27 protein-coding genes and 1 tRNA gene are annotated in these 25,012 nt (G+C 70.2%); 10 read left to right on the plus strand and 18 right to left on the minus strand.

The window, feature by feature from the left end; genetic code table 11:
* On the plus strand, window positions 1-1,757 hold a 1,757-nt coding region (locus AOK03_RS19740), incomplete at its 5' end, for an ATP-binding protein (protein ID WP_157869006.1).
* A 335-nt stretch (window positions 1,758-2,092) separates the two neighbouring features.
* Here AOK03_RS19740 and AOK03_RS19745 read toward each other — a convergent pair.
* The 3 genes from AOK03_RS19745 to AOK03_RS19755 form a co-directional block, all read right to left on the minus strand.
* The gene (locus tag AOK03_RS19745) at window positions 2,093-2,458 is read right to left on the minus strand and encodes an STAS domain-containing protein (RefSeq protein ID WP_055566633.1); all 366 of its coding nucleotides are present in this window, start codon (window positions 2,456-2,458) and stop codon (window positions 2,093-2,095) included.
* Between the two features lie 199 nt (window positions 2,459-2,657).
* Window positions 2,658-3,377 carry an ANTAR domain-containing protein gene (locus AOK03_RS19750; protein ID WP_055566634.1) on the minus strand — a complete coding sequence of 240 codons (720 nt, stop codon included), beginning with the start codon at window positions 3,375-3,377 and terminating at the stop codon, window positions 2,658-2,660.
* A 73-nt stretch (window positions 3,378-3,450) separates the two neighbouring features.
* Complete coding sequence (locus tag AOK03_RS19755; RefSeq protein WP_055566635.1) at window positions 3,451-4,194, minus strand: GAF and ANTAR domain-containing protein; 744 nt, start codon at window positions 4,192-4,194, stop codon at window positions 3,451-3,453.
* Between the two features lie 127 nt (window positions 4,195-4,321).
* Between AOK03_RS19755 and AOK03_RS42665 the strand changes: the two genes are divergently transcribed.
* On the plus strand, window positions 4,322-4,486 hold the full coding sequence (locus AOK03_RS42665) for a hypothetical protein (protein ID WP_157869007.1): 165 nt from the start codon (window positions 4,322-4,324) through the stop codon (window positions 4,484-4,486).
* A gap of 401 nt (window positions 4,487-4,887) precedes the next feature.
* On the opposite strand, the gene AOK03_RS41015 is transcribed toward AOK03_RS42665, so the two are convergent.
* The 4 genes from AOK03_RS41015 to AOK03_RS19770 form a co-directional block, all read right to left on the minus strand.
* Entirely contained in the window at window positions 4,888-5,187 is a 300-nt protein-coding gene (locus tag AOK03_RS41015) for a hypothetical protein (protein WP_079074836.1), read from the minus strand.
* Complete coding sequence (locus AOK03_RS19760) at window positions 5,184-5,462, minus strand: hypothetical protein (protein WP_055566636.1); 279 nt, start codon at window positions 5,460-5,462, stop codon at window positions 5,184-5,186. Before AOK03_RS19760 ends, AOK03_RS41015 begins: the two co-directional genes overlap by 4 nt.
* 6 nt (window positions 5,463-5,468) lie before the next feature.
* Window positions 5,469-6,053 carry a DUF5994 family protein gene (locus AOK03_RS19765; RefSeq protein ID WP_055566637.1) on the minus strand — a complete coding sequence of 195 codons (585 nt, stop codon included), beginning with the start codon at window positions 6,051-6,053 and terminating at the stop codon, window positions 5,469-5,471.
* Window positions 6,054-6,287: 234 nt separating this feature from the next.
* A complete protein-coding gene (locus AOK03_RS19770; RefSeq protein ID WP_055566638.1) occupies window positions 6,288-6,752 on the minus strand; it encodes a DUF5994 family protein in 465 nt (154 codons plus the stop codon).
* Window positions 6,753-7,340: 588 nt separating this feature from the next.
* Here AOK03_RS19770 and AOK03_RS19775 point away from each other — a divergent pair.
* From AOK03_RS19775 to AOK03_RS19785, 3 genes are all read left to right on the plus strand, one after another.
* Window positions 7,341-7,784 (plus strand): DUF5994 family protein, encoded by a 444-nt coding sequence (locus tag AOK03_RS19775; protein ID WP_055566639.1) that lies wholly within the window; start codon window positions 7,341-7,343, stop codon window positions 7,782-7,784.
* 272 nt (window positions 7,785-8,056) lie between these two features.
* On the plus strand, window positions 8,057-9,181 hold the full coding sequence (locus AOK03_RS19780) for a ferredoxin reductase (protein ID WP_079074837.1): 1,125 nt from the start codon (window positions 8,057-8,059) through the stop codon (window positions 9,179-9,181).
* A 39-nt stretch (window positions 9,182-9,220) separates the two neighbouring features.
* Window positions 9,221-10,330 (plus strand): fatty acid desaturase family protein, encoded by a 1,110-nt coding sequence (locus AOK03_RS19785; RefSeq protein ID WP_055566654.1) that lies wholly within the window; start codon window positions 9,221-9,223, stop codon window positions 10,328-10,330.
* Window positions 10,331-10,741: 411 nt separating this feature from the next.
* On the opposite strand, the gene AOK03_RS19790 is transcribed toward AOK03_RS19785, so the two are convergent.
* The 8 genes from AOK03_RS19790 to AOK03_RS19825 all read right to left on the minus strand — a co-directional run bounded on the left by AOK03_RS19790 (window position 10,742) and on the right by AOK03_RS19825 (window position 16,970).
* A complete protein-coding gene (locus tag AOK03_RS19790) occupies window positions 10,742-11,080 on the minus strand; it encodes a MerR family transcriptional regulator (RefSeq protein WP_055566640.1) in 339 nt (112 codons plus the stop codon).
* A gap of 656 nt (window positions 11,081-11,736) precedes the next feature.
* Window positions 11,737-12,042: an SCO5918 family protein gene (locus AOK03_RS19795; RefSeq protein WP_055566641.1), complete on the minus strand. Its 306-nt coding sequence runs from the start codon at window positions 12,040-12,042 to the stop codon at window positions 11,737-11,739.
* 140 nt (window positions 12,043-12,182) lie between these two features.
* Complete coding sequence (locus tag AOK03_RS19800) at window positions 12,183-12,491, minus strand: CBS domain-containing protein (RefSeq protein ID WP_055566642.1); 309 nt, start codon at window positions 12,489-12,491, stop codon at window positions 12,183-12,185.
* Window positions 12,492-12,537: 46 nt separating this feature from the next.
* Complete coding sequence (locus AOK03_RS19805; protein WP_055566643.1) at window positions 12,538-13,992, minus strand: DEAD/DEAH box helicase; 1,455 nt, start codon at window positions 13,990-13,992, stop codon at window positions 12,538-12,540.
* Window positions 13,993-14,340: 348 nt separating this feature from the next.
* Complete coding sequence (locus AOK03_RS19810) at window positions 14,341-14,544, minus strand: cold-shock protein (protein WP_055566644.1); 204 nt, start codon at window positions 14,542-14,544, stop codon at window positions 14,341-14,343.
* 602 nt (window positions 14,545-15,146) lie between these two features.
* A tRNA-Pro gene (locus AOK03_RS19815) sits at window positions 15,147-15,220 on the minus strand.
* A gap of 51 nt (window positions 15,221-15,271) precedes the next feature.
* Window positions 15,272-16,018, minus strand: a complete 747-nt coding sequence (locus tag AOK03_RS19820) for a Pr6Pr family membrane protein (protein WP_055566645.1) — start codon at window positions 16,016-16,018, stop codon at window positions 15,272-15,274.
* A gap of 25 nt (window positions 16,019-16,043) precedes the next feature.
* Complete coding sequence (locus AOK03_RS19825; protein WP_055566646.1) at window positions 16,044-16,970, minus strand: metallophosphoesterase; 927 nt, start codon at window positions 16,968-16,970, stop codon at window positions 16,044-16,046.
* A 172-nt stretch (window positions 16,971-17,142) separates the two neighbouring features.
* On the opposite strand from AOK03_RS19825, the gene AOK03_RS19830 reads away from it, so the two are divergent.
* Window positions 17,143-17,607 carry a GatB/YqeY domain-containing protein gene (locus tag AOK03_RS19830; protein ID WP_055566647.1) on the plus strand — a complete coding sequence of 155 codons (465 nt, stop codon included), beginning with the start codon at window positions 17,143-17,145 and terminating at the stop codon, window positions 17,605-17,607.
* A 124-nt stretch (window positions 17,608-17,731) separates the two neighbouring features.
* Here the strand turns inward: AOK03_RS19830 and AOK03_RS19835 are convergent, their stop codons facing one another.
* Window positions 17,732-20,017: a transglycosylase domain-containing protein gene (locus tag AOK03_RS19835; protein ID WP_055566648.1), complete on the minus strand. Its 2,286-nt coding sequence runs from the start codon at window positions 20,015-20,017 to the stop codon at window positions 17,732-17,734.
* 383 nt (window positions 20,018-20,400) lie between these two features.
* On the opposite strand from AOK03_RS19835, the gene AOK03_RS43135 reads away from it, so the two are divergent.
* Window positions 20,401-20,745: a WhiB family transcriptional regulator gene (locus AOK03_RS43135; protein ID WP_030782081.1), complete on the plus strand. Its 345-nt coding sequence runs from the start codon at window positions 20,401-20,403 to the stop codon at window positions 20,743-20,745.
* A gap of 80 nt (window positions 20,746-20,825) precedes the next feature.
* Here the strand turns inward: AOK03_RS43135 and bagB are convergent, their stop codons facing one another.
* Both bagB and bagA read right to left on the minus strand, forming a co-directional pair.
* Window positions 20,826-22,193, minus strand: a complete 1,368-nt coding sequence (gene bagB, locus AOK03_RS19845; RefSeq protein ID WP_055566649.1) for an ATPase BagB — start codon at window positions 22,191-22,193, stop codon at window positions 20,826-20,828.
* Window positions 22,190-23,170 (minus strand): ATPase BagA, encoded by a 981-nt coding sequence (gene bagA / locus AOK03_RS19850; RefSeq protein WP_055566650.1) that lies wholly within the window; start codon window positions 23,168-23,170, stop codon window positions 22,190-22,192. Before bagA ends, bagB begins: the two co-directional genes overlap by 4 nt.
* 82 nt (window positions 23,171-23,252) lie before the next feature.
* On the opposite strand from bagA, the gene sp36 reads away from it, so the two are divergent.
* The 3 genes from sp36 (at window position 23,253) to AOK03_RS19860 (ending at window position 24,906) form a co-directional block, all read left to right on the plus strand.
* Window positions 23,253-23,414: a Sp36 family protein gene (gene sp36, locus AOK03_RS41935; RefSeq protein ID WP_003975360.1), complete on the plus strand. Its 162-nt coding sequence runs from the start codon at window positions 23,253-23,255 to the stop codon at window positions 23,412-23,414.
* Window positions 23,411-23,881 (plus strand): RidA family protein, encoded by a 471-nt coding sequence (locus tag AOK03_RS19855; protein ID WP_055566651.1) that lies wholly within the window; start codon window positions 23,411-23,413, stop codon window positions 23,879-23,881. Before sp36 ends, AOK03_RS19855 begins: the two co-directional genes overlap by 4 nt.
* Before the next feature lie 140 nt (window positions 23,882-24,021).
* On the plus strand, window positions 24,022-24,906 hold the full coding sequence (locus tag AOK03_RS19860) for an NUDIX hydrolase (RefSeq protein ID WP_055566652.1): 885 nt from the start codon (window positions 24,022-24,024) through the stop codon (window positions 24,904-24,906).
* Window positions 24,907-25,012 lie beyond the last annotated feature (106 nt).

Here is a 25,012-nt window from a genome sequence, read left to right on the forward strand (position 1 = left end):
CGGTGGAGGTACTGCTGGCGGCTGCGCCCGGCGTGCGCATCCTGGCCACCAGTCGGCAACCGTTGACCACCCGCGGCGAGCGGCTGCTGCGGGTGGCCCCGCTGCGTCTGCCCCCGCCACCGGTCGACGCGGCAGTCGGCGGACCGGAAGAGCCGTGTGGCGGGTCGGAAGAGCCGTGCGAGGCGGTGGCCCTGTTCGTTGATCGGGCCGCTGCCGTTGTGCCGGGGTTCGCGCTGACCGAGCACAACCGGGCGGATGTGGAGGAGATCTGCCGTCGGCTGGACGGCATCCCGCTCGCCTTGGAACTGGCCGCAGCCCGGCTCACCGATCTGTCCGTGTCGGGGTTGCTGTACCGGTTGCGGTCACGCTTCGATGCGCTCGCCGACGACTTGGGCATGGTGTCACCCCTGGCGTCGTCGCGGCATCGGACGCTGCGGACCACGATCGGCTGGAGCCATGAGCTGTGCACGTCGCCGGAGCGGCTTGCCTGGGCCCGTCTGTCGGTGTTCGCCGGCGGCTTCGAACAGGAGGCGGCGGAGTGGGTTTGCGCTGGCGGGTCACTGGACGCCGGGGAGGTGGCCGGGGTGCTGTCCGCTCTGGTGGACAAGTCGATTCTCCAGCGGGTGGGCACCACTCGCGGCCTCCGGTATTCGATGCTGGACACCGTGCGTGAGTACGGTCAGGAGTGGCTGACAAGGCTCGGTGAACAGACCAGGCTTCATGGGCGGCACCGGGATTACTACCGTTACCTGGCCCGCACCGGCGAGCGGGAGTGGTTCGGCCCCGACCAGGTGGTGTGGTCCGAGCGCCTGACTGCCGAACACGCGAACCTTCGCGTCGCGCTGGAGAGCTGCCTCGCACATCCGGACCCGAAGGTCGCACTGGAGATGTCGGGCAACCTGTGGTTCTTCTGGTTCGGCTGCGGCTTCCTGCGCGAAGGGAAGCATTACCTGGACCGGGCTCTCGGCAAGAAGCCGGACACCGGGCCCGGCCCGGAACGGTTCTGGGCCCTGTGGGCCCGCGGGCTGGTGGCACTCGGCCAAGGCGACTTCGAAGCCGTCACCGTGCTGCACGGCTTCTGCACGCCCATGGCCGAACACCTCGGCGACCCGGCCGCGGCCGCGGCCGCGCTCTACCTCGAAGGGGCACAACCGGTGATGACCGGCAGGCCGACCGACGCGATCGCTCTTCTAGACGAGGCGAACCGGTCGCCCGACTGCGGTGGCGGCTCCCTTGCCGCCAGGTTCCTGATCCGCAGCGCCATGTGGTTTGCCCACCTCCAACTGGGCCAGTTCGACCAGGCCGAGACGACAGCCACCGTCCTGCACCAGGAGAGTGGGGCGCGAGACGAGGAGTGGATGCGGGGCTACGCCCTGTACTTCCTGTCCACAGCCGCGCTGACCAAGGGCGATCCGGCCACGGCCGTCGGGCACGCCCGCGCCGCTCTCAAGATCAAGTGGCGGCTGCACGACATGCTGGGAGCCGCACTGGCCCTGGACGCACTGGCCCAGGCCGTCGCCGCCATCGATCCGCAGACAGCCCCGCGGCTGCTCGGCATCGCCGACACCCTCTGGCGCTCCTTCGGCCTGACCCAGATGGGAACGCCCGGACTCATCGCCGCTCGGCAAGCGTGCGCACAACGGATCCGCGAGTCCATTGGCGACGCGGCCTACGATGCGGCCTACAAGACCGGGCTGAACACCAGACCCGAGGAGTGCGTTGCCCACGCCCTCACCGTTGCCTCACAGGACAGTTGACGCCTCTGGAGGTCTACCGGAAGCAGATCCGGCCCATGATCCGGACCGGCGCGGTGGTCATGGACCCCAAACCGCCGTACCGGCCGTGCCCACGCCTGCTCCGCTCCGCCCCGGCGGCCTCTTCCACACCCGGCTCCCGGGAGGCACCGCGAAGACTGCCGTGAGCCCGGCCTGCGGCCGCACTCCCCATGGGGCGGCAGGCCGGGTTGCCTCGACCGGTGTGCTGGGTGCCCTGCGGCGCCAGCGGGCGGGAGGCGCACGGTCGACCAGGGTCCGGGGCCGCTTGGCGAGCGTAGTGGCGCCGCGGGGGCGCGGCGAGGGTGGTTTCGCGCCGGTCAGGCCGCTGCCCGTGGCGGTACGGGTGCGGGCAGCTGGTTCAGGATGTCGAAGTCCAGGCGTAGTCGTGGATGGTTGAGCAGGTGGAGGGTCACGGGGCGGATGCAGATCAGGCGCAAGCGCCCGTGACGGCCGCTGGTCCGGGTTCGGGCGCGATGGAGGATCCGTACCCCGGAGCCGTCCATGAAGTCGACGGGGCGCAGGTCGATCAGCAAGTCGGAGTCGCCGGTGTGGGTGAGTGCGTCGAGGCAGTCGGTGATGGCGGGGGCGGTGTGGATGTCGATTTCGCCGCACAGGACCACCAGGGTGCAGTCACCGTGAAGGCGGACTTCCCGGACACAGGTCGCTGCAGGGGGTGAGGTCATGACGACCCTCTCGAAGGCGGATGTCCATGGGGACCGGTCGCCAACGGGTCTGGGTCGGCATTCCAGGGTGGCGTGTCGTGTTCGACTCCTGGCGGGTTTCGCCGAAGAGCTGCTGGTGCACCCGCCGGGCTGCTACACGGCGACGAGGCCGGATGCCCCGGAGGGCGTGCATCCCGGCAGAGCATCGCCGACAGAGACGTCAGGGCGAGACGTCCCCGTCGTCGTCCAGGCGCATTCGGCGGGCCAGCACATCTCGAGCGACGTCCAGGAGAGGTCGGTCGTGGCTGAAGGCGTATCCGCGCAGCCTGATCAGGGCGTGGTCGCAGTCGGTGGCCAGTTGGTCCGCGAGCATGCCGGTGGCCTGGTGGACCTCGGCGAAGTGGAGGCCGGGCTCGTCGAGCAGCGGAGCGTGGGGCCGGTCCGTCTGGGCGGCGGTGGTGATGGTGATCTGGGCGACGGTGTCGGCCATGCCGAGGGCGTCGGTGAGTTGGCCGGTGGACATCGGTCCCGGCCGGGTGCGGTGGCCGGTGAGGGCGCCGAGCGCGATGACCCCGATGCGCAGCGGGAAGGAGAACACCGCGCGTACGCCCAGAGGTTCCATGGCGCCGGGCAGGCCGGGCCAGCGGGCGGTGGCGAAGGCGGAGGTGTCGGCCACGTCGGGCAGCAGTATCAGTGCGCCGTGGCGGGCGGCGTCCAGACTCGGCCCCTGGCCCTGGACCTGTTGCAGGTCCTCCAGCGCGAGGGTGCGCTCACCGAAGGACTGCACCAGTTCGGCCCGGCCGCCTCCCGGGGCAAGGAGCAGGCCGAGGCCGTCCAGGCCCAGCATGTCCGCGCAGGCCGCGAGGGGCAGCGGTGCCAGGCCGGGGCCTGTGTGGGAGCTGAGGGTGCGCAGGTAGTCGGCCATCACCGGATGGGCCACTGGGCTCGCCCCCTTCCGGGCGCAGTGCAGATCATCCGGCGGGCCCACCAGTCAGCACCGATGGGCCGATGCCTCACCGATCGCGCCGGGTGAGGAGGGACGCGTCGGCGGTGCCCTGCAACACCTGGCGGGCGATGTCGGTGAGCCGCGTCTGGTGATCGCGTGCGTAGCGGCGCATGAGGGTGAACGCCTCCTCGACGTCGGTTTCGCGGCGGTTCGCCAGATAGCCCTTGGCCTGCTCGATGATGACGCGGCTGTCCAGAGCGGCCTGCAACTGTGTGGTCACGGTCATCTGTTCGCTCACCGCCCGCTGTTGCAGGACGCCGATGGTGGCGGTGTCGGCCAGTGCCTGACCCAGCCGCAACTGGGAGTCGCCCAGGGGTCCTGGCCGGTCCCGGAACAGGTTCAGGGCCCCGATCACCTGGTCGTGCAACCGGAGCGGTGCCGCCACGACCGAGGTGAAACCGACCTCGACGGCACGCGGCGCGAACCGGGGCCAGCGCATCTCGGCCGCCTGCGTCGCCAGCGGAACGTCGGGAACCTGTCCCCTGGTCTTGAAGCAGTCCCGGCAGGGCCCCTCGTCCCACTCGATGCTGGCCAGTTCCAGCCGACGGGTGCGCTCGTCAGAGGCTGCGGCGTCGACCAGTTGGCCACCAGGCGTGGCGAGCAGGACTCCGGCTGCCGCGACATCCAGCAGAGCCACGCAGTGCTCGGCGAGCGTGTGCAGGAATCCGATGACGTCGAAGTCCCGTACCAAGGTGTCGGCGAGGTCGACGAACGCGGCCGCCAACTGCTCCTCACGCGGCAGCTCAGGCATACCCCACCTCCAAGAGAGATCCGGGGACACCTTCCCACGGGCTGCGGACTCCTGCTGCCACCCAGTTTCGTCCCGGTCGCGCGCCTTGACCAGAGCACCTGTGAAGGGCCGCGCCGACACAGCGGGAATGCCGTCGCGGCGCACCGCCTCGCGCCTCCCGTTCCTGGTCCCCTTCGGGGGCACTCCACGCTTCCCGCCTCGCTCCGGCTACTCGGGCCGCGTGGTCGGCCTGGTCCACCAGGGTGGCGCCGAGCGAGGCGTGGTGATCGGCGGGCAGTTGTGTCTGCAGTAGCCGGGCGAGACCGGAGGTGTGCTCGTGCGGGTGTACCACGATCTCCGTGACGGCGAAGGCGTGCCCCGAGGAGGTCAGCCGCTCGACCGGCCTGGGCAGGCCGCCCTCGAAGCCGAGCCACCGGGACCCGTCGCGCGCCATGGGGAAGCCGAAGGCGCAGCCGGCCGGAGTGGTCGTCCCGGCGACCAGCATCGAGAAGCCGGGCGCCGTACGGAGTCCGCGAGGCGATGCAGGAAGTCCTCCCTGCGGCGGTACGTCTCGCCGGTCGCGCTGTCCGAGGACTCCACGTAGGGGTCCGCCGGATCCTGCCGGAGCGTAGGGGGCCTGCCGGCGGTTCAGGCGGCGCAGGCGCACCCCGTCCAGGGCGGAGCGCTCACGGCCCTGTCCGGAGTCGGCGGCTGTCATCGCGGCTGGTGAACGTTCGGCTGGGGCAAGGACATGGCGCCTCCGCTTCCGGGCGCCGGGCCGGGCACTTGGGTGGGCAGGGTGTCCACGGTCAGGTGGGGCCGGGTGCCGCCTCCTGCGCTGCCCGTGGGGTAGCCGCGGGGCTCGTCGCAGACGATGGATCGGCTGCGGAGCAGTGCGACCTGCCGTGCTGTGTCGGGGGCGGCGACGACGCGGGCCTCGACGCGACCGTCGGCAGGCTGTTCCTGGCGGCTCGGCCCGGTCGGGCCGAGCCGCGTCGCCGTACGTCTGGTCATGTCCTGCGCCGCTGCGCGGCTCTGTTGGTCCTGCGCCGCGGACGAAGGCGCCCGCGCCCACCGTCCCGGTGGTCGCGGCGGGGGCGGACGGCGGGTGGTGCGGTGCCGTCGGGCTGCGGCCGAGTGGGGCTGTGGTCGCCACGGCGGCCGGGCAGACGACGGCTGTACTGGTGCAGTGCGATCCGTTCGGAGTGCTGGTCGTCGAGGAGGTGGATCACGAATGCCCCCAGAGCGATCATCGCGAGCATGACGGCGACGGTGATGCCGGTGTCCATGGCCCCTCACCTCCCGCCGTCGGCCGCGCCGACGGGCGTGGCCATGGCGCCGCCCTCCGCCTCCCACGCCTCTGCCGGCGTGCGGCCCGGCGGGTCAGCCTCGGCCGGGGCTGCGGGGTGACGGCCCAGCTCGTCGGCGATGAGAGCGCTGCCGGTGCGTACGATCCGAGGATCGCAGGCGGCGGCCATGAGGCGCCCGGCGGCCTCCGCACCGGTCTCCGGGGGAATGATCAGCAGGTCCCAGCGCCCTACGTGGTAGGAAAGCAGCATGAGTTGGTGCGGGTCCTGCTCGGCGCGGAACCAACCCACCTTGACCACACGTCCGTTGACGGAGATCTTGCGCGGTACGACGGGCCAGTACGTCGGGTTGACCGTGACGCGCGTGATGCGACCCCACAAGGGATCCAACAGGTCGGTCAGGGCGGGAAGTTCACGAGCGAGGTCTCGGGAGCGCGGCCACCAGGCGCCGTCGAGCAGACCGGAGGGCGGGCCCGGAGGTTTGACGGACAGCCGCAACGGCGTGTCGGCGAAGAGTTCGGCGGTCGGTGTGGTCGGTGCGGTCGGCGGGGGTCGTGCGGTGAGCACCGTCATGGTGTCGACCTGTCCCCGGGCTGTCGTGCCGGCCCGGTGCGATGGAACCGAGCGAGAAACCGGCACGGAAGCCGGTCGAGAAATCCTCTCGGTGCTGCCGAGCCTACTCCTGCGGCGGTCCCGACCACGACTGCCCGGCTGCTCGCCGGGCAGCGGATGCGGCGTACCGGCGTCGTTCGGTCGGCGTCGTCCGGTTCGGCGGTGAGCTCGTCGCCGCCGGTCGTGCGCGGCGGATTACCCGGACGGGCCCTCGGCCGCCATCAGGGCCGTTCCGGTGAGGTGGCGGGCGGGGTCGGCCGCGGCGGTCATCAGCCGGGCCGCCGCGCCGGCCTCGCTGCGCGGCGGGACGACGAGCAGGTCCCAGCGGCGGGCACCGCAGGAGAAGAGCCGGATCGTGTGTGGGTCGATGCCGGACGTGTACCAGCTTGCCGTGACCGTGTGACCCGTCACGGGGAGGGTGTGCGGCTCGTGCGGCCAGCTTCCGTGGTGGGACGCGATGCGCGTCACGAGGCCGTGGGAGGCATCGAACACATCGATGAGCGAGGCCAGTTCGGCGGCGAGGTCATCGGTGCGGGGCCACCAGGCCCCGCACACCGGACCCGGCGGGAAGGTCGGCGGGCGCAGGACGAGCCTGGCGGGTGGGTACGTGGCGAGTCGTCCGGGGTCGGCTGAACTGCGATGGACGATGGGTGCGTTCATGACGCACGCCCCTCTTCGGGCCTGTGGCGGTGCGGCCCGCTGTCGTGGTGCGCCGGAAGCGACGCCGAGCGGAGTCGGCGTACGAGGAGCGTCCGGCGTCCCCAGCGTACGTCCCGGTCGATTTCCGTCCGACAGGAGTACGGTAAAGGGGCGAGGGCGTTCACATGCCGGTGCCCGACCACCTGGAGCACTCCTCCCTCGCCGTCCGTCCATTCAGTGGCAGCCCTGGACCTTGGCCGCGCCATCCGCAACCAAGGCGAGGAGCCCGCGCATGTACCGGACGTCCACCACGCGTTCCTCCCCTCATCCCCGCACGACACAGCCCCGTTCCCGGGCACACGACGGGAACCTTCCTTATTCCACCGGGGAGTTCGACGCCTCACGGGGCGGTGGGGAGCGCCGGTACGTCCTCGCGCTCGCACCCGACACGGTGTGGAACGTGGTCGGCTCGACGCGTCGGTCACCCTCATCCGCCTCTCTGACGGCGCCTCGGCCGCATGCGACGGCCTCCATGAACCATCCGCGAACCACCCGTCACGCCGCCGTGAACACCCCGTCCGAGCACAGCAGTCGGCAGGAGCCGCACCCATGACCCTCACACCGCAACCCCTGGTTTCCTCCCCACCTCTGCCCCGCCTGTGCCTGGCGCCTCACGCCGGCGGGCCCCGCGCCATCGACGGAGCATGGTGGCCGCGCTCGTACGATCCGCTCGTCGAACTCCCCGGGCTGCTCGCCGGGTTGCCCCGCACCTGGGGGCACATCACCAGCGTCATGCTCAACGGTGCGGTGTGGTCGTCGGCTCCGGGACGGATGTTCGTCGCCGGCCAGGTCGTCCGTCTGCGCATGAGCCTGACGGCCACGGCAGCGCACACCGTCGTCCTTCTCGCCCCCGGCCGTGGGCGCTGGGACCTGCTCGTCGTCCCGCCGGACACGACCGAGGAGGCCGCGAAGCCGATCATGGAGAGCGTGACGGGAGCAAGGAACGTCGTGGCGCCGACACCCCTCAGGGCGGTCCCTCGAGCGCGGTCCTGAGAACGGCCGGGCCCGCGACGCCGACACGCGCGGTTCCGGTCCGTGAGCGGCCGACCCGTCGCCATCGGGTCATTCTCGGGCTCGTCGGCGGCGTCGCAGGCTGGGCACCGGCGCGTCCCACCTGGCAGAGGCCGTGCGAGGGACGGCGCAAAGCGTGCCGTGCGGCGGTGTGGTCCGGCGCACGGTGTGTTTCGCTCGGTGCCGGGTCCAGGGTCATGAGTGCCGGGTCCAGGGTCATGAGGGGAAGGGGTCGCAAGGGGAGGGGCACCCGCATGTCCGTACGTCCATGGCTGTCGCCGGGAGCGTTGCGGCCCGGCGCCCGGGCCGCGCTGACGGCCGCGTCCTGGCTGACCAGTCCGCTCTCGCCCGACGACTATCTCGGCCTGCTCGATCCGCTGTGGTCGGCGCGGCATCCCGCGGGCCGGGTGAGCGCCGTGCGGCGGGAGGCGACCGGCGCGGCCACGCTGGTGATCCGGCCGGGCAGGGGCTGGGGCGGTCACCGGGCCGGGCAGTACCTGCCGCTCGGAGTCGAGATCGACGGCGTACGGCACTGGCGTACGTACTCGATCACTTCGCCGCCCGGCGACGGACCCGGGGACGGACCCGGCGGTGAGATCACCGTCACCGTGAAGGCCCGTCCCGACGGCCGGGTCTCCCCGCACCTGGTACACCGGACCCCGCCCGGCGCCGTGCTCCGACTCGGCCCGGCCCAGGGAGAGTTCGTGCTGCCCCGGCCGCTGCCCGGACGGCTCCTCTTCGTCACGGCGGGCAGTGGTATCACGCCCGTCGTGGGGATGCTGCGCACGCTCGTACGGCACGGCGGTGCCGCTCCGGACACGCTGCTCCTGCACAGCGCGCCGTCACCGGCCGAGTGCCTCTTCCGCGCCGAACTGGTCGCGCTGGAGCGACGGTTGCCGTGGTTGGGCGTTCGCCTGACGCATACGCGTACGGAGGGGCGGCTCACCGCGGAGCGGATCGGCGAACTCTGCCCGGACTGGCGCCGTCGCGAGACCTGGGCGTGCGGTCCGGCCGGACTCCTCGACGTGGCCGAGAGGCAGTGGGCCGCAGCGGGCGTGCGGGAACGGCTGCGGGTGGAGCGTTTCCACCTGGCACCCGTGCGGGCGCCGGGGGCCGATGCCGTCGGCGGCCGGGTGCGGTTCGACCGCAGCGCCGTGGAGGCGGACGCGACGGCAGCGTCGTCCCTCCTCGCGGTCGGTGAATCGGCGGGTGTGCCCATGCCCCACGGGTGCCGACGCGGCCTGTGCTTCGGCTGCCTCGTCCCGCTCGTCGACGGCCGCGTGCGCGATCTGCGGACCGGTGAACTGCGAGGTGAACCGGGCGAGTTGATCCAGACCTGCGTCAACGGTGCCGCAGGGCCGCTCGTCCTCGACCTGTGAGAACCAGAGCTCTGCGAGGAGAGTCCCGTACCCATGTCGATGCCCGCAGCGGCTGCCGCCGGAGCCGACGGAACTCCACCGCCCGTGGCGTCGCACGCCGACCGCGCCGAACAGCTGGGCCGGGAGCTTGACCGGCTCCGCGCCGAGATCGTGGCGGCCCGCGGACCGGACGACGCCCGCTACATCCGTACGGTGATCGCCGTGCAGCGCGGCTGCGAAGCCGGCGGCCGCCTCGCGCTCGCCGTCTCCCTCTTCCCGCCCGCCTGGGCGGCGGGCACCGCGCTGCTCGCGCTCGCCAAGACGCTGGAGAACATGGAGCTGGGCCACAACATCCTGCACGGCCAGTGGGACTGGCTGGGCGACCCGGCCATCCACTCCACCACCTGGGAGTGGGACTTCGCCGCCCCCGCCGACGCCTGGAAGCGCACCCACAACCACCTGCACCACACGTACACCAACGTCGTCGGCCGCGACCGGGACCTCGGCTACACGATCCTGCGCATGAGCCCGGACCAGCCCTGGCGCCCGGTCCATCTGCTGCAACCCCTGTACGCGGTATTGCTCGCGCCCGTCTTCGAGTGGGGCATAGCCCTGTACGACCTGGAGGCCGACGCCGTGGCGCAGGGCCGCAAGAGCGTACGTGCCTTCTTCCGCGACGCATCGGGAGTCGCACGCAAGGCGGTGCGCCAGGCAGCCAAGGACTACGTCCTGTTCCCACTCCTCGCGGGCCCGTCCGCGCTGCCCTGCCTCCTGGGCACCCTCACGGCCAACGGCGCCCGCAACGTCTGGGCGCACACGGTCATCTTCTGCGGCCACTTCCCCGGCGACGTGCAGACCTTCACCGAGGACCAGTTGGACGGCGAGACGCGCGGCGAATGGTACCTGCGCCAGATCCAGGGGTCGGCGAACATCGAGGGAGGCCCGCTCCTCCACCTCCTCACCGGCAACCTCAGCCACCAGATCGAGCACCACCTCTTCCCCGACCTGCCCAGCAACCGCTACGCCCGGCTGGCACCGCAGGTGAGGGACATCTGCGACCGCTACGGCCTCCCGTACGTCACCGGACCGCTGTGGCGCCAGTACGCATCCATGTGGAGCCGCGTACTGCGCCATGCCCTGCCCTCACGGGGGCACCAGAAGCCGGCGTGACAGAGCTCGGCTCCCAAACTGGCCCCCGAACGCGGATCAGGCCCGGCACTGATCTCTCAGTACCGGGCCTGACCTGCTATTTCTCTGTCGGGGTGGCGGGATTTGAACCCACGACCTCTTCGTCCCGAATGAGGTTCGGCGGGGAGCGGTCTCGCGAGGGCTCGGGGAGCGATTCGGCTCCCACCTGGCTCCCGACTTCTCCTCGCTCCGGGCCGGGTGCCACGCGCCGGCTGCGCGGCCCCGAGCGCCACGACCTGATCATGATCGGGACCGTCGGATCCGGCGGGTCTGTGCCACGATCCTTGACGCGGGGGCCGCCTTCGGCGGCTGGGTCGTACCGTCGACAGCAAGTTCAGCCGGCTTGCTCGTGGAGGGCGGGGCCGGTTCCACCGGGCTGGACCGGCGCTCGCCTCAAGCTGTGGTCGTCGGATCGGAGGATTCGGCGGCGCGTCGGTAATCGGCGTTGATGCGTTGAGCCTCTTCGAGCTGGTCCTCGAGGATGACGATCCGGCAGGCGGCCTCGATCGGGGTGCCCTGGTCGACGAGTTCACGCGCACGGGCCGCGATCCGCAGCTGGTAGCGGGAGTAGCGGCGGTGCCCGCCGTCGGAGCGCAGGGGCGTGATCAACCGCGCCTCGCCAATGGCGCGCAGGAAGCCGGGAGTGGCGCCGATCATCTCGGCGGCCCGGCCCATCGTGTAGGCGGGATAGTCGTCGTCATCGAGACGGCCCAGCGAATTGTCTGCTGTCATTTCACCTCTCTGTGGAACGCGTCGAGGGGCCCTGATGCCGTACGGCACCAGGGCCCCGAAGGAACTACTACACCATCTACCGACCTTGATGCTGTGTCGGCCTTCTGTTTCCGCATGACCGTCCGTAATGCCGACGGGGTCGCGGGGATCGCGGATGCGTGACCGGAGACCACCTGCCTGTCGATGTCCTGCGGTACCCGGGCTCAGTGGTGCTCCCGGGCGATCCTGATGGCGGTCGATTCCTCCGTTCTTCCCTCTGGATCATTCACTCTCTTGCTGCGGCGGCCCCTCATCACCGCGGGCCACCCGGTCCGGTGGTCAGCTCCGTCGCCGTCGTGCAACAGCCCTGGCTTCGAGGCTCCACCACCGCACCGTGATGCGTGCACCTCTGCCCGGCAGTTCGTGTCTGCAGGGCCCTGGTCGATCTCGGCTACGACAGAAACCATAACTACATGAGGGCCCAATGTCTACTTGGGCCGGGATAGATTTTTGGGTGCCTGTCGATGAGGTAACCCTCTTCGCTCGTCCATGGATGGCTGAGGAGACCAAGCTCGCAGCGACATGACCAGGGTTCGCCACGCAGTGAGGGCCCGACCGGTCGTGCCGGTCGGGCCCTCACTGCTGTCCTGGTGTCGTCTCGTGCCTGCTCTTGCGGCTCAGGCCACGCTGGTCCCCAGCATGGCGGAGGCCCGCTGGAGCGGGCTGAGATCGGGCACGGGCGCGCTCATCGGGATCGTTCGGCAGGTGAACCCGAGTCGGGTCATGGCCCGGACGACCTCGCCCGTACTGAAGTCGCGGCGGTCCTGGCGGGTGATCAACTGGCCGACCTGCTTGACGGGGTACTGCCGCCGCCCGATGGTCACCGAGTCACTCGTGACCGCCTCGGGCTTGACGCCCTTCATTGTCTCCAGCACACCGGCCTTGGTCAGGTCGAACGGAAAGCGGGCGATGACACAGCGCATGAGACCTCATAAGGAGCGGGGGAGGGAGACCGGTCGTGGGGAGCTGATTCAGCGGGCAGGGCCGAGGGCGGCCAGAGCACTGCGGCGTCCGTCACCCGCGGGCAGAATGCCGGGCCGGTCGCAGCGCTCCGGCATCGGGCTCAGGCCGTCGTCCGCGGCGGGGGAAAGTGTCCGCTGCCCCCGCTGATGTCACGCAGGCGGATCCGGTCCGTGTATCCGGAACTGTCACGGACGGCGGTGAGCCGGGCCAGGGTGATCAGGCCGGTGCGCATGCCGTCCTCGTCGCAGACGAGCAGGTGTCCGACTCGGGCGCCGGCCATGACGGACAGCGCCACCTCGACCGTCATGTCGTCCCAGACCCGTGGTCCGGCTTCTTTCGCGGTATCGACCACCGCCGTGCGCGGGGCGTCGGCGTCCGTCGGGCGGAGCTGCAACTGAATGAGCGTCAAAAGATGTCTCCTACAGAGAGGGATCAGGTTCCTGATCAAGGAGGTGCTAGGCCGCCTTCTCGACAGGGCGCTGTTGAACGGAGGCACGCCGGTTCGCCGAAGCGGCACGGCGACGGCCACGGGCGGAGCCGCCGCGCTTGGGCCGTTCCGCCACCGGCTCGGTGACGACGACCGGAATGCCGGAGGGAGACCGGGCGCCGGTGATGCGATGCAGTTCCGGCTCGCCGGAGCGGACCTGGGTGACCTGCGGACGGATCCCGGCATCCGACATGAGGCGGACCATGCCGCGGCGCTGATTCGGCGTGACGAGCGTGACGACGCTGCCTGACTCGCCGGCGCGGGCCGTGCGGCCGCCGCGGTGAAGGTAGTCCTTGCGGTCGGTCGGCGGGTCGACGTTGACGACGAGGTCGAGGTCGTCGACGTGGATGCCGCGGGCGGCGACGTTCGTGGCGACCAGCACCGTGACGTGCCCGGTCTTGAACTGCTCCAGCGTGCGGGTGCGCTGGGGCTGTGTCTTCCCGCCGTGCAGCGCCGCGGCGCGCACACCGCTGCGGAGCAGATCCTGGGTCAGCCGGTCGACGGCGTGCTTGGTGTCCAGGAACATGATCACGCGGCCGTCGCGGGCGGCGATCTCTGTGGTGGTGGTGTGCTTGTCGGCGCCCTGGACATGCAGAACGTGGTGTTCCATCGTCGTGACCGCGCCGGCCGACGCGTCGACCGAGTGGACGACGGGGTCGGTCAGGTAGCGGCGCACCAGGAGGTCGACGTTGCGGTCCAGCGTGGCGGAGAACAGCATCCGCTGCCCCTCGGGGCGCACCTGGTCGAGCAGCGCGGTGACCTGGGGCATGAAGCCCATGTCCGCCATCTGGTCGGCTTCGTCCAGCACGATGATGCCGACCTGGTTCAGCCGGCACTCACCACGGTCGATGAGGTCCTTGAGGCGGCCCGGGGTCGCCACCACGATCTCGGCTCCGCCGCGCAGCGCGTGTGCCTGCCGACCGATCGACACCCCGCCGACGACCGTGGCCAGGCGGAGCCTGACGGAGCGCGCGTACGGGGTGAGCGCGTCGGCCACCTGCTGGGCGAGCTCGCGGGTGGGGACGAGGATCAGTCCCAGCGGTTGGCGGGGCTCGGCGCGCTGTCCGGCGATGCGGGAGAGCAGGGCGAGCCCGAAGGCGAGGGTCTTGCCTGAGCCGGTGCGCCCACGGCCCAGGATGTCGCGGCCCGCGAGGGAGTTCGGCAGCGTCGCACCCTGGATCGGAAACGGCACGGTAACGCCCTGCCTGCCGAGCTCGGCCAGCAACTGCGTGGGCATGTCGAGATCGCCGAAGTCCTCCGCGGCGTCAAACGCGGGGGTGATCGTCGTGGGGAGCGCAAACTCACTTTGCCGTCCGGCGGAACGGCGCGGGGCCGACGAACCGAGGTGCCGTCCGCCCTTTCCGGCATCGCCACTGCCGCCACGGTTGCGGCTGAAACGGTCGTTCGTACGTGTGCGGTTCATACGAGAACCTTCCTCGATGCGGCGCATATCAAGGAATTCCCGCCAGAACGAACGACGCAGAGAATTACAAGAATGTACCGATGGGCAACCGGCAGTGGAGCTGACCGGCAAATGGAATGCGCGGGGCGCGGGCGCTGAAACAGCTGGCGTGCCGAGGGTTCGAGATCTGCGGTGCAGGGTTTATACCGTGAAGGGGCAAGTTTCTGTCCCTGCGTGATCATCCGTCTGCGCTGGGGCTGCGGATCCTGCCAAGTTCGACCCTGCAGATGAAGGCACTGCGAAAAAAACATGCAGCTGGGGCCCGCACCCCGAAGGATGCGGGCCCCAGCTGCAAACTGTGCGTCAGTATCAGGCCGGAACGATGTTCTCGGCCGTCGGGCCCTTCTGGCCCTGCGCGATGTCGAAGGTCACCTTCTGGCCCTCGAGGAGCTCACGGAAGCCCTGGGCGGCAATGTTCGAGTAGTGGGCGAACACGTCGGCGCCGCCACCGTCCTGCTCGATGAAGCCGAATCCCTTTTCCGCGTTGAACCACTTCACAGTGCCATTGGCCATGTCTATCTCCCTTGGGGCAGTGCATCGAGATCCACGCTCTGCAGATTCCGTGTCGCCGCGATGATCGCCCCGCCGGAAATTACCCGGTAAACGCGAAAGCGCTCCCGTTCTGAAGTTCGATCAGGGGCGCTTGAAGTTTTGGGAACCACAACTGCAACTGAAACGACAGTAGCACGTCCCGGTGGCCTGCGAGTGGTGAATTAATGCACTCTGTTCGTCGTGCGAAAAACTCTTACCACGCGGCCCGTCAAACTCTCTCTTCGCGAACGCAGAAATTGATTCTCCGGGAGTTCAACGTTCTTTCTGGGCGAGCGTCGTGCAGCCGCTGACTCAGGGAGGGCAACATGTCGGTTCGAGGTGGTCGACCTGGTGATGGATGAGGCGGGCGAGGCCGCGCTCGCAGACTCTGGTGACGGTCTCGCCGGTGAGTGCCGGTGTCCCGACGGTGATTGCCCGATGCCTTGCTGAGGGCGCGGCTGGGGTGACGAGCGGGGAGTGCATTTCCTTGATCCACTCCCCCCTTGCTCCCCAGCGGTCCCGGAGAACGAGTCAGGCCCGGTCTTCCATGAAGGAAGACCGGGCCTGACCTGGTGTTTCAGCTGTCGGGGTGGCGGGATTTGAACCCACGACCTCTTCGTCCCGAACGAAGCGCGCTGCCAAGCTGCGCTACACCCCGATGTCGTTGCTCCACTGGCCTGCCGGGCAGGTCGTGGCGACATCGATTACTTTAGCGGACCGGCGCCCGGAGACGAAATCCGGTTTTCGGGGGACCGCTCCCGGGGCCCCGCGGGTCGGGGCGGATCCGGTCGAGGCCGACGAGCAGGAGGGCCAGCGCGTAGAAGGCCAGGCCGAAGATGACGGCGTTGCCGAGGACCCCGGCGTAGCCGTGCAGGTCGACGTCGAGGAACGGGTAGGGGTAGCGGGCCGTCGAGCCCGGGGTCATGATCGCGCCGCGGGCGAGGGCGAAGCCGAGGTAGGCGAGGGGATAGAGCAGCCACAGCCCCGCATCGCGCGGACGCAGCCCGCCCGGCCTGGTCAGCAGCAGCCAGTCGAGGGCCACACCGATCGGCGTCACGGTGTGCAGGAGCTGGTTGGAGAGGGAGTGCCAGCCCGAGAGGTCGGTGCCCTCGGTCATCGAGAAGCCGCTCGCGTCGTTGGCCAGCACGAAGTGGTAGACGAGACCGGTGATCGAGATGAAGAGCAGCGTGCCGCCCGTCACCCGGGGCGGCAGCGCGGGACGCCCCTCCCAGGCCCGCCGCGCCGACAGCCCGAGCACCACCGCCACCAGCACATTGCTCTGGACCGTGAAGTAGCTGAGGACGCGCGGCGGGCTGCCGGTGACGAGGTCGATGACGACCCCGGTCACCGCGGCGAGCACGAGCAGTGCGCGGAAGACGGCCACGAGGGGGCGGCGCACGGGAGGCACGACCGCCTCCGCGGGAACACCCGCGGAAGAAGGAGTCGGCGCGATCATGCCTCCACGGTAAGCACGCCCCTGATCAGTCGCGCGCCGTCAGCGTCAGCAACGTCACTTCCGGCGGGCACGCGAACCGCATCGGCGTGTAGCGGTTCGCCCCGCACCCGGCCGACACGTGGAGGTACGAGGTCCGCCCCTCGGCCTGGTGCCGGGAGAGGCCCTTCACGCGGTCCGTGTCCAGGTCGCAGTTGGTGACCAGGGCGCCGTAGAAGGGGATGCAGATCTGCCCGCCGTGCGTGTGGCCGGCGATGATCAGCGGGTAGCCGTCGGCCGTGAAGGCGTCGAGCGAGCGCAGGTACGGGGCGTGCACGATGCCCATCGAGAAGTCGGCGCCCGCCTCCGGACCGCCCGCCACGTCCGCGTACCGGTCGCGCTTGATGTGCGGGTCGTCCAGACCGGTGAACGCGATCTCGTAGCCGTCGATCTTCAGCGAGCCCCGCGTGTTCGTGAGGTTCAGCCAGCCCGCCGCGTCGAATCCGTCGCGCAGGCCCTCCCAGGGGTTGCGGGGGACGCCGACGGCGGGTGCGTTGCCGTTCAGGCCGTGCTTGCCCTGCACCCTCTCGATCAGATAGCGGCCGGGGTTGCGCGGCTTCGGGCCGTAGTAGTCGTTCGATCCGAAGACGTACGCCCCGGGGAACTCCATCAGCGGCCCGAGCGCGTCCAGCGTCTCCGGGACGCCCTCCGGGTCGGACAGGTTGTCGCCCGTGTTGATCACGAAGTCGGGCCGCAGGCCCGCCAGCGAACGCAGCCACCGCTGCTTGTTGCGCTGCCCGGACACCATGTGGATGTCGGACACCTGAAGGACCCGCAGGGAGCGCATCCCCGGCGGCAGCACGGGCACCGTGACCCGTCTCACCCGGAAGGAACGGGGCTCGATGCCCACCGAGTAGGCGAGGCCTGCCGCGGCCGTCGCCGTGATGCCGAGGGGTACTGCGTATCGCGCGCGCATCCCCCCATCGTGTCAGACCTCCGGCACCCGCAATCCGCCAGGCGCCGAGGGGCGGTTCAGGGACAACCGGCGGGCGACCGGCGGGCAATAGGGGGACAACCGGCGGGCAACCTGCCCGCGCCCCAAGGAAATCGATGGGCGGAGAATCGTCCGCACCTGCCACAATCAACCCATGACCACGCTCAAGTCGAAGCTGCAGGAAGACCTCACCGCCGCGATCCGGGGGCGCGACGAGCTGCGCTCCTCGACGCTCCGGCTGACCCTCACCGCGATCACGAAGGAGGAGGTCTCGGGCAAGACGGCCCGCGAGCTCTCCGACGACGAGGTGCAGAAGGTGATCGCCCGCGAGGCCAAGAAGCGCCGCGAGGCCGCGGAGGCCTTCGCAGAGGGCGGCCGCGCCGAGCAGGCGGCGAAGGAGAAGGCGGAGGGCGAGATCCTCGCCGAGTACCTCCCCAAGCAGCTCTCCGACGACGAGCTCCAGGAGATCGTCGCCCAGGCCGTCCAGGAGGCGAAGGCCGCCGGCGCCGAGGGCCCGCGCGCCATGGGCCAGGTCATGAAGATCGTGAACCCGAAGGTCGCGGGCCTGGCCGAGGGCGGCCGCGTCGCCGCCACGGTCAAGAAGCTCCTCGCGGGCTGAGGATCCGCGGCGAGTACGCCGGTTTCTCCAGTACGTACGTGGATGAGGGCGCCCCCTGAAGCAGGGGGCGCCCTCATCCACGTATCCACGTACTCACGTGCCGGAGGAACTGGAACCGGAACCGCTACCGCGGCCAGCCGCCGCCGATCCCGCCGCCGTTCCCGTTTCCGCCGTTCCCGCCGTTCCCGTTCCCGCCGAGGACGTCCGGCGGGATCGTGATGTCGGGCCACGGGCTGTCGTCGTTGCCGCCGCCCCCGTCGTTGCCGCCGCCGTCGCCGCCCGGCCTGCCGTCGTCGTGGCCGCCGTCGCCGTCGCCGTCGTCCCGGTCCCGGTCCCGGCCCTTGCCCTTGTCCCCGCCGGGGATGTGGACGGTGTTGAAGTTCGGCGCCGGCTTGCCCGCGAGGGCACCGCTCATCGCGTCGCGCCAGATCGGACCCGGCACCTCGCCACCGAAGACCTTGCCGTACGGCACTCCGCCGATGGTGATGTCGACCATCTGCCGCTTGTGCATCGGGTCGCCGACCCAGACCGCGCCCGACATGTTCGGGGTGTAGCCCACGAACCAGGCGGCGTAGCGGAAGTCGGTCGTACCCGTCTTGCCCGCGCTGGAGCGGGAGCCGAGACCGGCCTGCTTGCCCGTACCGTCCTCGACCACGCCCTTCAGGAGCGTGTTGATGGTGTCGGCGGTCCGCTCCGACATCGCACGCGAGCACGTCGACTTCGGCACCGGCAGCGACTTGCCGCCGAGCGTCGCGATCGACTCGATGGCGATCGGCGTGCAGTACGTGCCGCGCGAGGCGAACGTCGCGTACGCGCCCGCCATCGTCAGCGGCGACATCTCCTGCGTGCCGAGGGCGATCGACGGCGCCTGGATCATTTCCTTGCCGTCGGCGCGCTCGACGCCCATCTTGGCGGCGAGCTTCGTCACCGGGCAGATGCCGATGTCGCCGATGAGCTGCACGTAGTAGGTGTTGACCGACTTCGCGGTCGCTTCCCGCATGCCGTACGGACCGACCTCGGTCTCGTTCTCGTTGGTCAGCTTCGCGCCGCCCGAGTTCACCCAGTCCTTGCCGTCGCACGCGGCCACGCGCTGCGGATAGGGCATCTCGTACGGCGACGAGTAGCTCTGCCCGGCCGACTTGCCGCCCTCCAGGGCGGCCGCCGCGACGATCGGCTTGAACGTCGAGCCGGGCTGGTAGCCCGCGCCGCCGCCCATGGAGTCGTCCACGGAGAGGTTGATCGTGGTCTCGTCCTTCTTGAAGCCGTAGGGACGGGACTGGCCCATGCCTAGGATCTTGCCCGTGCCCGGCTCGACGATGGTGGCGGCGGTCGCCACGTCGTCGGTCTTGTTCACATGGTTCTTGATCGACGCCTGCACCGAGTCCTGGGCCTGCGGATCCAGCGTCGTGCGGACCTTCAGACCGCCCCGGTTCCAGACCTTGGCCCGGTCCTCCTTGGTCTTGCCGAAGACCGGATCGTTGAGGAACACCTCGCGCACGTAGTCACAGAAGAAGCCCGCGCCGCTCACCGAGGTGATGCAGCCGTTCTTGGGGCGGCTCACGTTCAGCCCGAGCTCGGTCTTCTTGGCCTCGTCGGCCTGCCCCTGCGAGATGTCGTGCGTGTCGGCCATCCGCTGCAGCACCACGTTGCGCCGCTTGGTGGCCTCGGCCGCGTCGTTCACCGGGTCGTACCGGCTAGGGGACTGCACGATTCCGGCGAGGAGCGCCGCCTCCTGGACCTTCAGGTCCTTGGCGTGCTTGGAGAAGTACCGCTGGGCCGCGGCCTCGATGCCGTACGCCTGCTGCCCGAAGTAGGTGATGTTCAGGTAGTTCTTGAGGATGCGCTTCTTGCCCAGCTTGTCCTCGACCTGAATCGCGTACTTCAGCTCGCGGACCTTGCGGCCGATCGTCTGCTGCGTGGCCTCGGCGACCTTCGTCGGGTCGTCACCGGCCTCCTCCACGAAGACGTTCTTCACGTACTGCTGCGTGAGCGTCGACGCGCCCTGCGAGACGCCGCCGCTCTGCGCGTTCTGGTTGAGGGCGCGCAGGATGCCCTTGAGGTCGACCGCGCCGTGCTCGTAGAAGCGGGCGTCCTCGATCGCGACGATCGCCTTCTGCATGTACGGCGAGATGTCCTTGAGGGGGACCACCGTGCGGTCGCGCGAGTAGACCGTGGCGATCTGCCCGCCCTTGTTGTCCAGGATCGTGGTGCGCTGGCTGAGCGGCGGCTGCTTCAAGTTGGCGGGGATCTCGTCGAACCCCTCGACCGAGCCCTTGGCCGCGAGGCCCAGCGCCCCGGCCGCGGGCAGGGCGATCCCGGCCAGCACCGCACCCGCCAGGACGCTGACTCCGAGGAACTTCGCGGCCTGCTGAGTTGGTGACAGACCACCGCCCGAGCGCTTCTTTCCCATGAGGGCAGCCTACGTTCTGATTCGCCGGACAGGCCTTAATGCCTTGGCCTAAGCTGCTCCCAACTGTCACAGCAGTGTGGTTCGGCAACAAGCCCTCTTCGCTCCCGAATCCGACGGAATCATGTCCGAATTCGCCTTATGTGGTGCTCGGCGTCCGTTGTGACTCAACTGAACTGTCCCGGAATGCCGGGTTCCTCACGCATGTCGCCCGCTCACTCCGTCGGGTGATCTGCCGCTTACGCATAGTCCGTTCGGGCCATCCAAGATTGGGCCCGAAGGGGGTGTTGCGCTGTGCCCACCTTCCGTAACGTCCTCAACTGGCGGCGGTGCATATGCCGCTGCCGCCGTGGGGGAGCCTCGATTCGGGAGAGGACGGCGCCGGTATGGGCTGGGTAACCGACTGGAGTGCGCAGGCGGCCTGCCGCACTACCGATCCGGATGAACTGTTCGTTCAAGGAGCAGCGCAGAACAGGGCCAAGGCGGTGTGCACCGGATGTCCGGTGCGGACCGAGTGCCTGGCCGACGCGCTGGACAATCGCGTCGAGTTCGGCGTGTGGGGTGGCATGACGGAGCGAGAGCGCCGCGCACTGTTGCGCAGGCGTCCCACCGTCACCTCATGGCGCAGGCTCCTGGAGACAGCGCGCTCCGAGTACGAGCGTGGCGCGGGCCTGCTGCCCGTGGACTTGGAGGACGAGGAGACGTACGAGAGCTACGCGGCGGTCGGGTAGGCCGTCGGGGCAAGGCGAACACACGGGCGGGGCCCTGAGCCCCGCGACCGGGCATCCGGGCCGATGAACCCCACGTTCCGTCAGCCTGCCAGCCGGTCCCCTACGGCCCGGAGCCCAGCAAGGTCATGTACATCGCCGGGCAGCGCGGCCACTTCGGCCACTGCCACCTCGGGGTGGAGCGCGGTGAAGCGGTCACGCGTGCGCTGCTCACGGGCGAGCAGCTGCATGCGCTCCGCGTGCAGACGCAACAGACCCGCGGTCAACTGCTCGACGGACGGGTCCTCGGAAGATTCGGAAGGGTCGGGATCCTCGGAAGGCTCGGGGTCCGTGGGGGCCTCGGAGGGTGCGGGATCCTCTGGATCGGAAGGCGCAGGATTCTCTGAAGTCGCGGAATTCTCGGGGGAGTTACGAACTCCTACCTTCCCGTCCTCCTGATCCACAATGCGGCTCTCCTCAAGATTTTCCGCGGCGGCCAGCGCCCGCTCGGCCGACAGCTGAGCGGCGCCGCTGCCGTGCACTCGGTTCAGCACGAGACCCGCCAACGGCATGTCGTCCGCGGCGAGGCGCTCCACGAAGTACGCGGCCTCCCGCAGCGCGTCCCGCTCCGGCGAGGCGACCACCAGGAACGCCGTGCCGGGCGCCTGCAGCAGTCGGTACGTGGCATCGGCCCGCGTCCGGAAGCCGCCGAACATGCTGTCCATGGCCGTCACGAACATCTGTACGTCACGCAGCAGCTGACCGCCGAGCAGCTTGCCCAGAGCCCCGGTCATCATCGACATGCCGGCGTTCAGGAACTTCATCCCGGCCCGGCCGCCCACCTTCGCCGGGGCCATCAGAAGCCGGATCAGCTTCCCGTCCAGGAAGGACCCGAGGCGCTTGGGAGCGTCGAGGAAGTCCAGCGCCGAGCGCGAGGGCGGCGTGTCCACGACGATCAGATCCCACTCGTCCCGGGACCGCAGCTGCCCCAGCTTCTCCATCGCCATGTACTCCTGCGTGCCCGCGAAGCCCGCGGAGAGCGACTGGTAGAAGGGGTTGTTCAGGATCGCCTTGGCGCGCTCCTTGTCCGTGTGCGCCTCCACGATCTCGTCGAAGGTGCGCTTCATGTCGAGCATCATGGCGTGCAGTTCGCCGGAGCCCGCCGCCCCGTCGACCGGCTCGATGGACTTCACCCGCCGCGGAACGTTGTCGAGCGAGTCGATGCCCATCGACTGCGCGAGCCGGCGCGCCGGGTCGATGGTGAGCACGACGACCTTGCGGCCCCGCTCCGCCGCGCGCAGCCCGATGGCCGCCGCCGTGGTCGTCTTGCCGACGCCTCCGGAGCCGCAGCACACCACGATCCGGGTCTTCGGATCGTCGATCAGGGCGTCCACGTCCAGCGTGCGGTCGGGGTCCAGGGACCGTGCCGGTTCCTGGGACGTGCGGTCGCCGGTCGTGCGCTCCCTGGTCATGCGATCCCTTGCTTCCGCAGTGCCGTGGCGAGCTCGTAGAGACCCGCGAGGTCCATCCCGCCCACGAGCAGCGGGAGTTCGTGCAGGGGCTGGCCGAAGTCGGTCAGCTGGGCGCGCTGGTCGCGCTCCAGGGCGTACCGCTCGGCGTACTCCGCGGCCTGCTCCAGGAGCGGATCGACCAGCCGCTCCGCGCCCCCGCCGCGCCGCGCGCCGCCGAGCCCGGCTGCGGACAGCGTCTTGGCGATGGCCGTACGGGGCGTGCGGTCGAGGCCCAGTTCCAGGGAGGCGTCGCCCAGCAGGGCGGGGCGCACCATGTTGACGATGACCCGCCCCACGGGCAGCTCTGCGGCCCGCAGCTCGGCGATCCCGTCCGCGGTCTCCTGGACCGGCATCTCTTCGAGCAGGGTCACCAGGTGCACGGCCGTCTCGGGCGACTTCAGGACCCGCATGACGGCCTGCGCCTGATTGTGTATCGGCCCGATCTTCGCGAGCCCTGCGACCTCGTCGTTCACGTTCAGGAAGCGCGTGATGCGACCGGTCGGCGGGGCGTCCATCACGACGCAGTCGTACGTGTACCGCCCGCGCTTGTCCTTGCGGCGCACGGCCTCACAGGCCTTGCCGGTCAGCAGCACGTCCCGGAGTCCCGGCGCGATGGTGGTCGCGAAGTCGATGGCCCCGAGCTTCTTCAGGGCGCGTCCCGCACCTCCCAGTTTGTAGAACATCTGGAGGTAGTCGAGCAGCGCGAGCTCGGGATCGATGGCGAGGGCGTACACCTCCCCGCCCCCGGGAGCGACGGCGATCTTCCGCTCCTCATAGGGCAGCGCTTCGGTTTCGAAGAGCTGCGCGATGCCCTGCCTGCCCTCGACCTCCACGAGGAGGGTGCGTTTGCCCTCCGTCGCGAGGGCGAGCGCGAGGGCCGCGGCCACCGTGGTCTTGCCGGTACCGCCCTTGCCACTGACGACCTGGAGCCTGCTCACCCTTCCGAGCCTAACCAGTCGCCGCCCGGACCACGCAGGAGCCCACCCTGAGCAGCTCCCCACAGCGACTACAGTCGGCCATATGACCAAGTGGGAATACGCAACCGTGCCTCTGCTCGTCCACGCCACGAAGCAGATTCTTGACACCTGGGGCGAGGACGGCTGGGAGCTGGTCCAGGTCGTGCCCGGGCCGAACAACCCCGAGCAGCTCGTGGCCTACCTGAAGCGGGAGAAGCAGGCATGAGCGGCGCAGTCGAGGCCCGCCTCGCCGAGCTCGGACTGACGCTGCCGGAGGTCGTGCCGCCGCTGGCGTCCTACCAGCCGGCCGTCCGGTCCGGCGTGTACGTCTACACCGCGGGCCAGCTCCCGATGGTGGACGGCAAACTCGCCGTGACCGGCAAGGTCGGCGCCGAGGTGACGCCGGAGGAGGCCAAGGACCTGGCCCGCACCTGCGCGCTGAACGGACTGGCCGCGATCAAGTCGGTCGCCGGTGACCTGGACCGCATCGCGCACGTCGTGAAGGTCGTCGGCTTCGTCGCGTCCGCACCGGACTTCACCGGCCAGCCCGGCGTGATCAACGGCGCGAGCGAGCTCCTCGGCGAGGTCCTCGGGGACAAGGGCGTGCACGCCCGCAGCGCCGTCGGCGTCGCCGTGCTGCCCCTGGACGCTCCTGTCGAGGTCGAGTTCCAGGTGGAACTGACGGAGGCGTGAGCGGTTTCGTCGGCGGTTTCGTCGGCGGTTCCGTCAGCGGTTTTCGGCCGTTCGGGGGTGCCGGTGCTGCTTACCGGGGCCCCTGTAGGCAGCCGTAGTTGCCTCTCGAACATCAGCTCACTAGGGGATAGCCTCCGCCCATGGCAAATGGGCAGTGGTACCCCCCGGAGTGGCCCGACCGCATTCGTGCCCTCGCGAGCGGTGAGCTGACGCCCGCGACTCCGCGCCGTGCCGCGACCGTCATGCTGCTCAGGGACGGGCGGGACGAGGCGGGGAACGGCGCGCCGGAAGTACACATGCTGCGCAGACGCGCCTCCATGGCCTTCGCCGGGGGCGCGTACGCGTATCCCGGCGGCGGCGTCGACCCGCGCGACGACGATCACCTGGTGCGCTGGGCGGGCCCCACGCGCGCGTCCTGGGCGGCCCGGCTCGGCGTCGACGACGAGGCCGCCGCCCAGGCGATCGTCTGTGCCGCGGTCCGCGAGACGTACGAGGAAGCGGGCGTCCTGCTCGCCGGGCCGGGACCGGAGACGGTCGTCGGCGACACCACCGGCGACGACTGGGAGACGGACCGGGAGGCCCTGGTGGCCCGCGACCTCTCCTTCGCCGACTTCCTGAACCGCAGGAACCTCTGCCTGCGCAGCGATCTGCTGGCCGCGTGGGCGCGCTGGATCACCCCGGAGTTTGAGCCCAGGCGCTACGACACGTTCTTCTTCGTGGCCGCGCTGCCCGAGGGCCAGCGCACGCGCAACGCCTCCACGGAGGCCGACCGCACGGTCTGGATCCGCCCTTCGGAGGCGGCCGCCCGCTACGACGACGGCGAACTCCTGATGATGCCGCCCACCATCGCGACCCTGCGGGCCCTGAGCGCCCACCCGTCGCCCCGCGCGGCCCTCGCCGCGGCCCCGTCCCAGGACATGACGCCGGTGCTGGCCAAGGCCCGCCTGGAGAACGACACGCTGGTGCTCTCCTGGCCGGGCCACGACGAGTTCACCAAGCGGGTGGGGGCGGGCGGCGATCAATGACGGCCGAGCAGTGATGGCTGAGCAGTGACGGCCGAGCAGTGACGAGGGGCGGCCACGCGCGGTCCCTCACCGATCCCGACCCGACCGCCCAGGGCCCCTCCCGGGC

The sequence above is a fragment of the Streptomyces atriruber genome (assembly GCF_001418325.1).
GTDB lineage: Bacteria > Actinomycetota > Actinomycetes > Streptomycetales > Streptomycetaceae > Streptomyces > Streptomyces atriruber.

Bases quoted from the DNA above. Each gene is read 5' to 3' on its own strand.
- AOK03_RS19760 (WP_055566636.1), bottom strand. From the start codon at position 5,462: ATGGACACCGGCATCACCGTCGCCGTCATGCTCGCGATGATCGCTCTG.
- AOK03_RS19835 (WP_055566648.1), bottom strand. From the start codon at position 20,017: ATGGGAAAGAAGCGCTCGGGCGGTGGTCTGTCACCAACTCAGCAGGCC.
- AOK03_RS41015 (WP_079074836.1), bottom strand. From the start codon at position 5,187: ATGACCAGACGTACGGCGACGCGGCTCGGCCCGACCGGGCCGAGCCGC.
- AOK03_RS19765 (WP_055566637.1), bottom strand. From the start codon at position 6,053: ATGACGGTGCTCACCGCACGACCCCCGCCGACCGCACCGACCACACCG.
- AOK03_RS19825 (WP_055566646.1), bottom strand. From the start codon at position 16,970: ATGCGCGCGCGATACGCAGTACCCCTCGGCATCACGGCGACGGCCGCG.
- AOK03_RS19775 (WP_055566639.1), top strand. From the start codon at position 7,341: ATGACCCTCACACCGCAACCCCTGGTTTCCTCCCCACCTCTGCCCCGC.
- AOK03_RS19780 (WP_079074837.1), top strand. From the start codon at position 8,057: ATGTCCGTACGTCCATGGCTGTCGCCGGGAGCGTTGCGGCCCGGCGCC.
- bagB (WP_055566649.1), bottom strand. From the start codon at position 22,193: ATGACCAGGGAGCGCACGACCGGCGACCGCACGTCCCAGGAACCGGCA.
- AOK03_RS19785 (WP_055566654.1), top strand. From the start codon at position 9,221: ATGCCCGCAGCGGCTGCCGCCGGAGCCGACGGAACTCCACCGCCCGTG.
- AOK03_RS19795 (WP_055566641.1), bottom strand. From the start codon at position 12,042: ATGCGCTGTGTCATCGCCCGCTTTCCGTTCGACCTGACCAAGGCCGGT.
- AOK03_RS42665 (WP_157869007.1), top strand. From the start codon at position 4,322: ATGCCGTCGCGGCGCACCGCCTCGCGCCTCCCGTTCCTGGTCCCCTTC.
- AOK03_RS19805 (WP_055566643.1), bottom strand. From the start codon at position 13,992: ATGAACCGCACACGTACGAACGACCGTTTCAGCCGCAACCGTGGCGGC.
- sp36 (WP_003975360.1), top strand. From the start codon at position 23,253: ATGACCAAGTGGGAATACGCAACCGTGCCTCTGCTCGTCCACGCCACG.
- AOK03_RS43135 (WP_030782081.1), top strand. From the start codon at position 20,401: ATGGGCTGGGTAACCGACTGGAGTGCGCAGGCGGCCTGCCGCACTACC.
- AOK03_RS19830 (WP_055566647.1), top strand. From the start codon at position 17,143: ATGACCACGCTCAAGTCGAAGCTGCAGGAAGACCTCACCGCCGCGATC.
- AOK03_RS19855 (WP_055566651.1), top strand. From the start codon at position 23,411: ATGAGCGGCGCAGTCGAGGCCCGCCTCGCCGAGCTCGGACTGACGCTG.
- AOK03_RS19770 (WP_055566638.1), bottom strand. From the start codon at position 6,752: ATGAACGCACCCATCGTCCATCGCAGTTCAGCCGACCCCGGACGACTC.
- AOK03_RS19820 (WP_055566645.1), bottom strand. From the start codon at position 16,018: ATGATCGCGCCGACTCCTTCTTCCGCGGGTGTTCCCGCGGAGGCGGTC.
- AOK03_RS19860 (WP_055566652.1), top strand. From the start codon at position 24,022: ATGGCAAATGGGCAGTGGTACCCCCCGGAGTGGCCCGACCGCATTCGT.
- AOK03_RS19810 (WP_055566644.1), bottom strand. From the start codon at position 14,544: ATGGCCAATGGCACTGTGAAGTGGTTCAACGCGGAAAAGGGATTCGGC.
- AOK03_RS19755 (WP_055566635.1), bottom strand. From the start codon at position 4,194: ATGCCTGAGCTGCCGCGTGAGGAGCAGTTGGCGGCCGCGTTCGTCGAC.
- AOK03_RS19745 (WP_055566633.1), bottom strand. From the start codon at position 2,458: ATGACCTCACCCCCTGCAGCGACCTGTGTCCGGGAAGTCCGCCTTCAC.
- AOK03_RS19790 (WP_055566640.1), bottom strand. From the start codon at position 11,080: ATGACAGCAGACAATTCGCTGGGCCGTCTCGATGACGACGACTATCCC.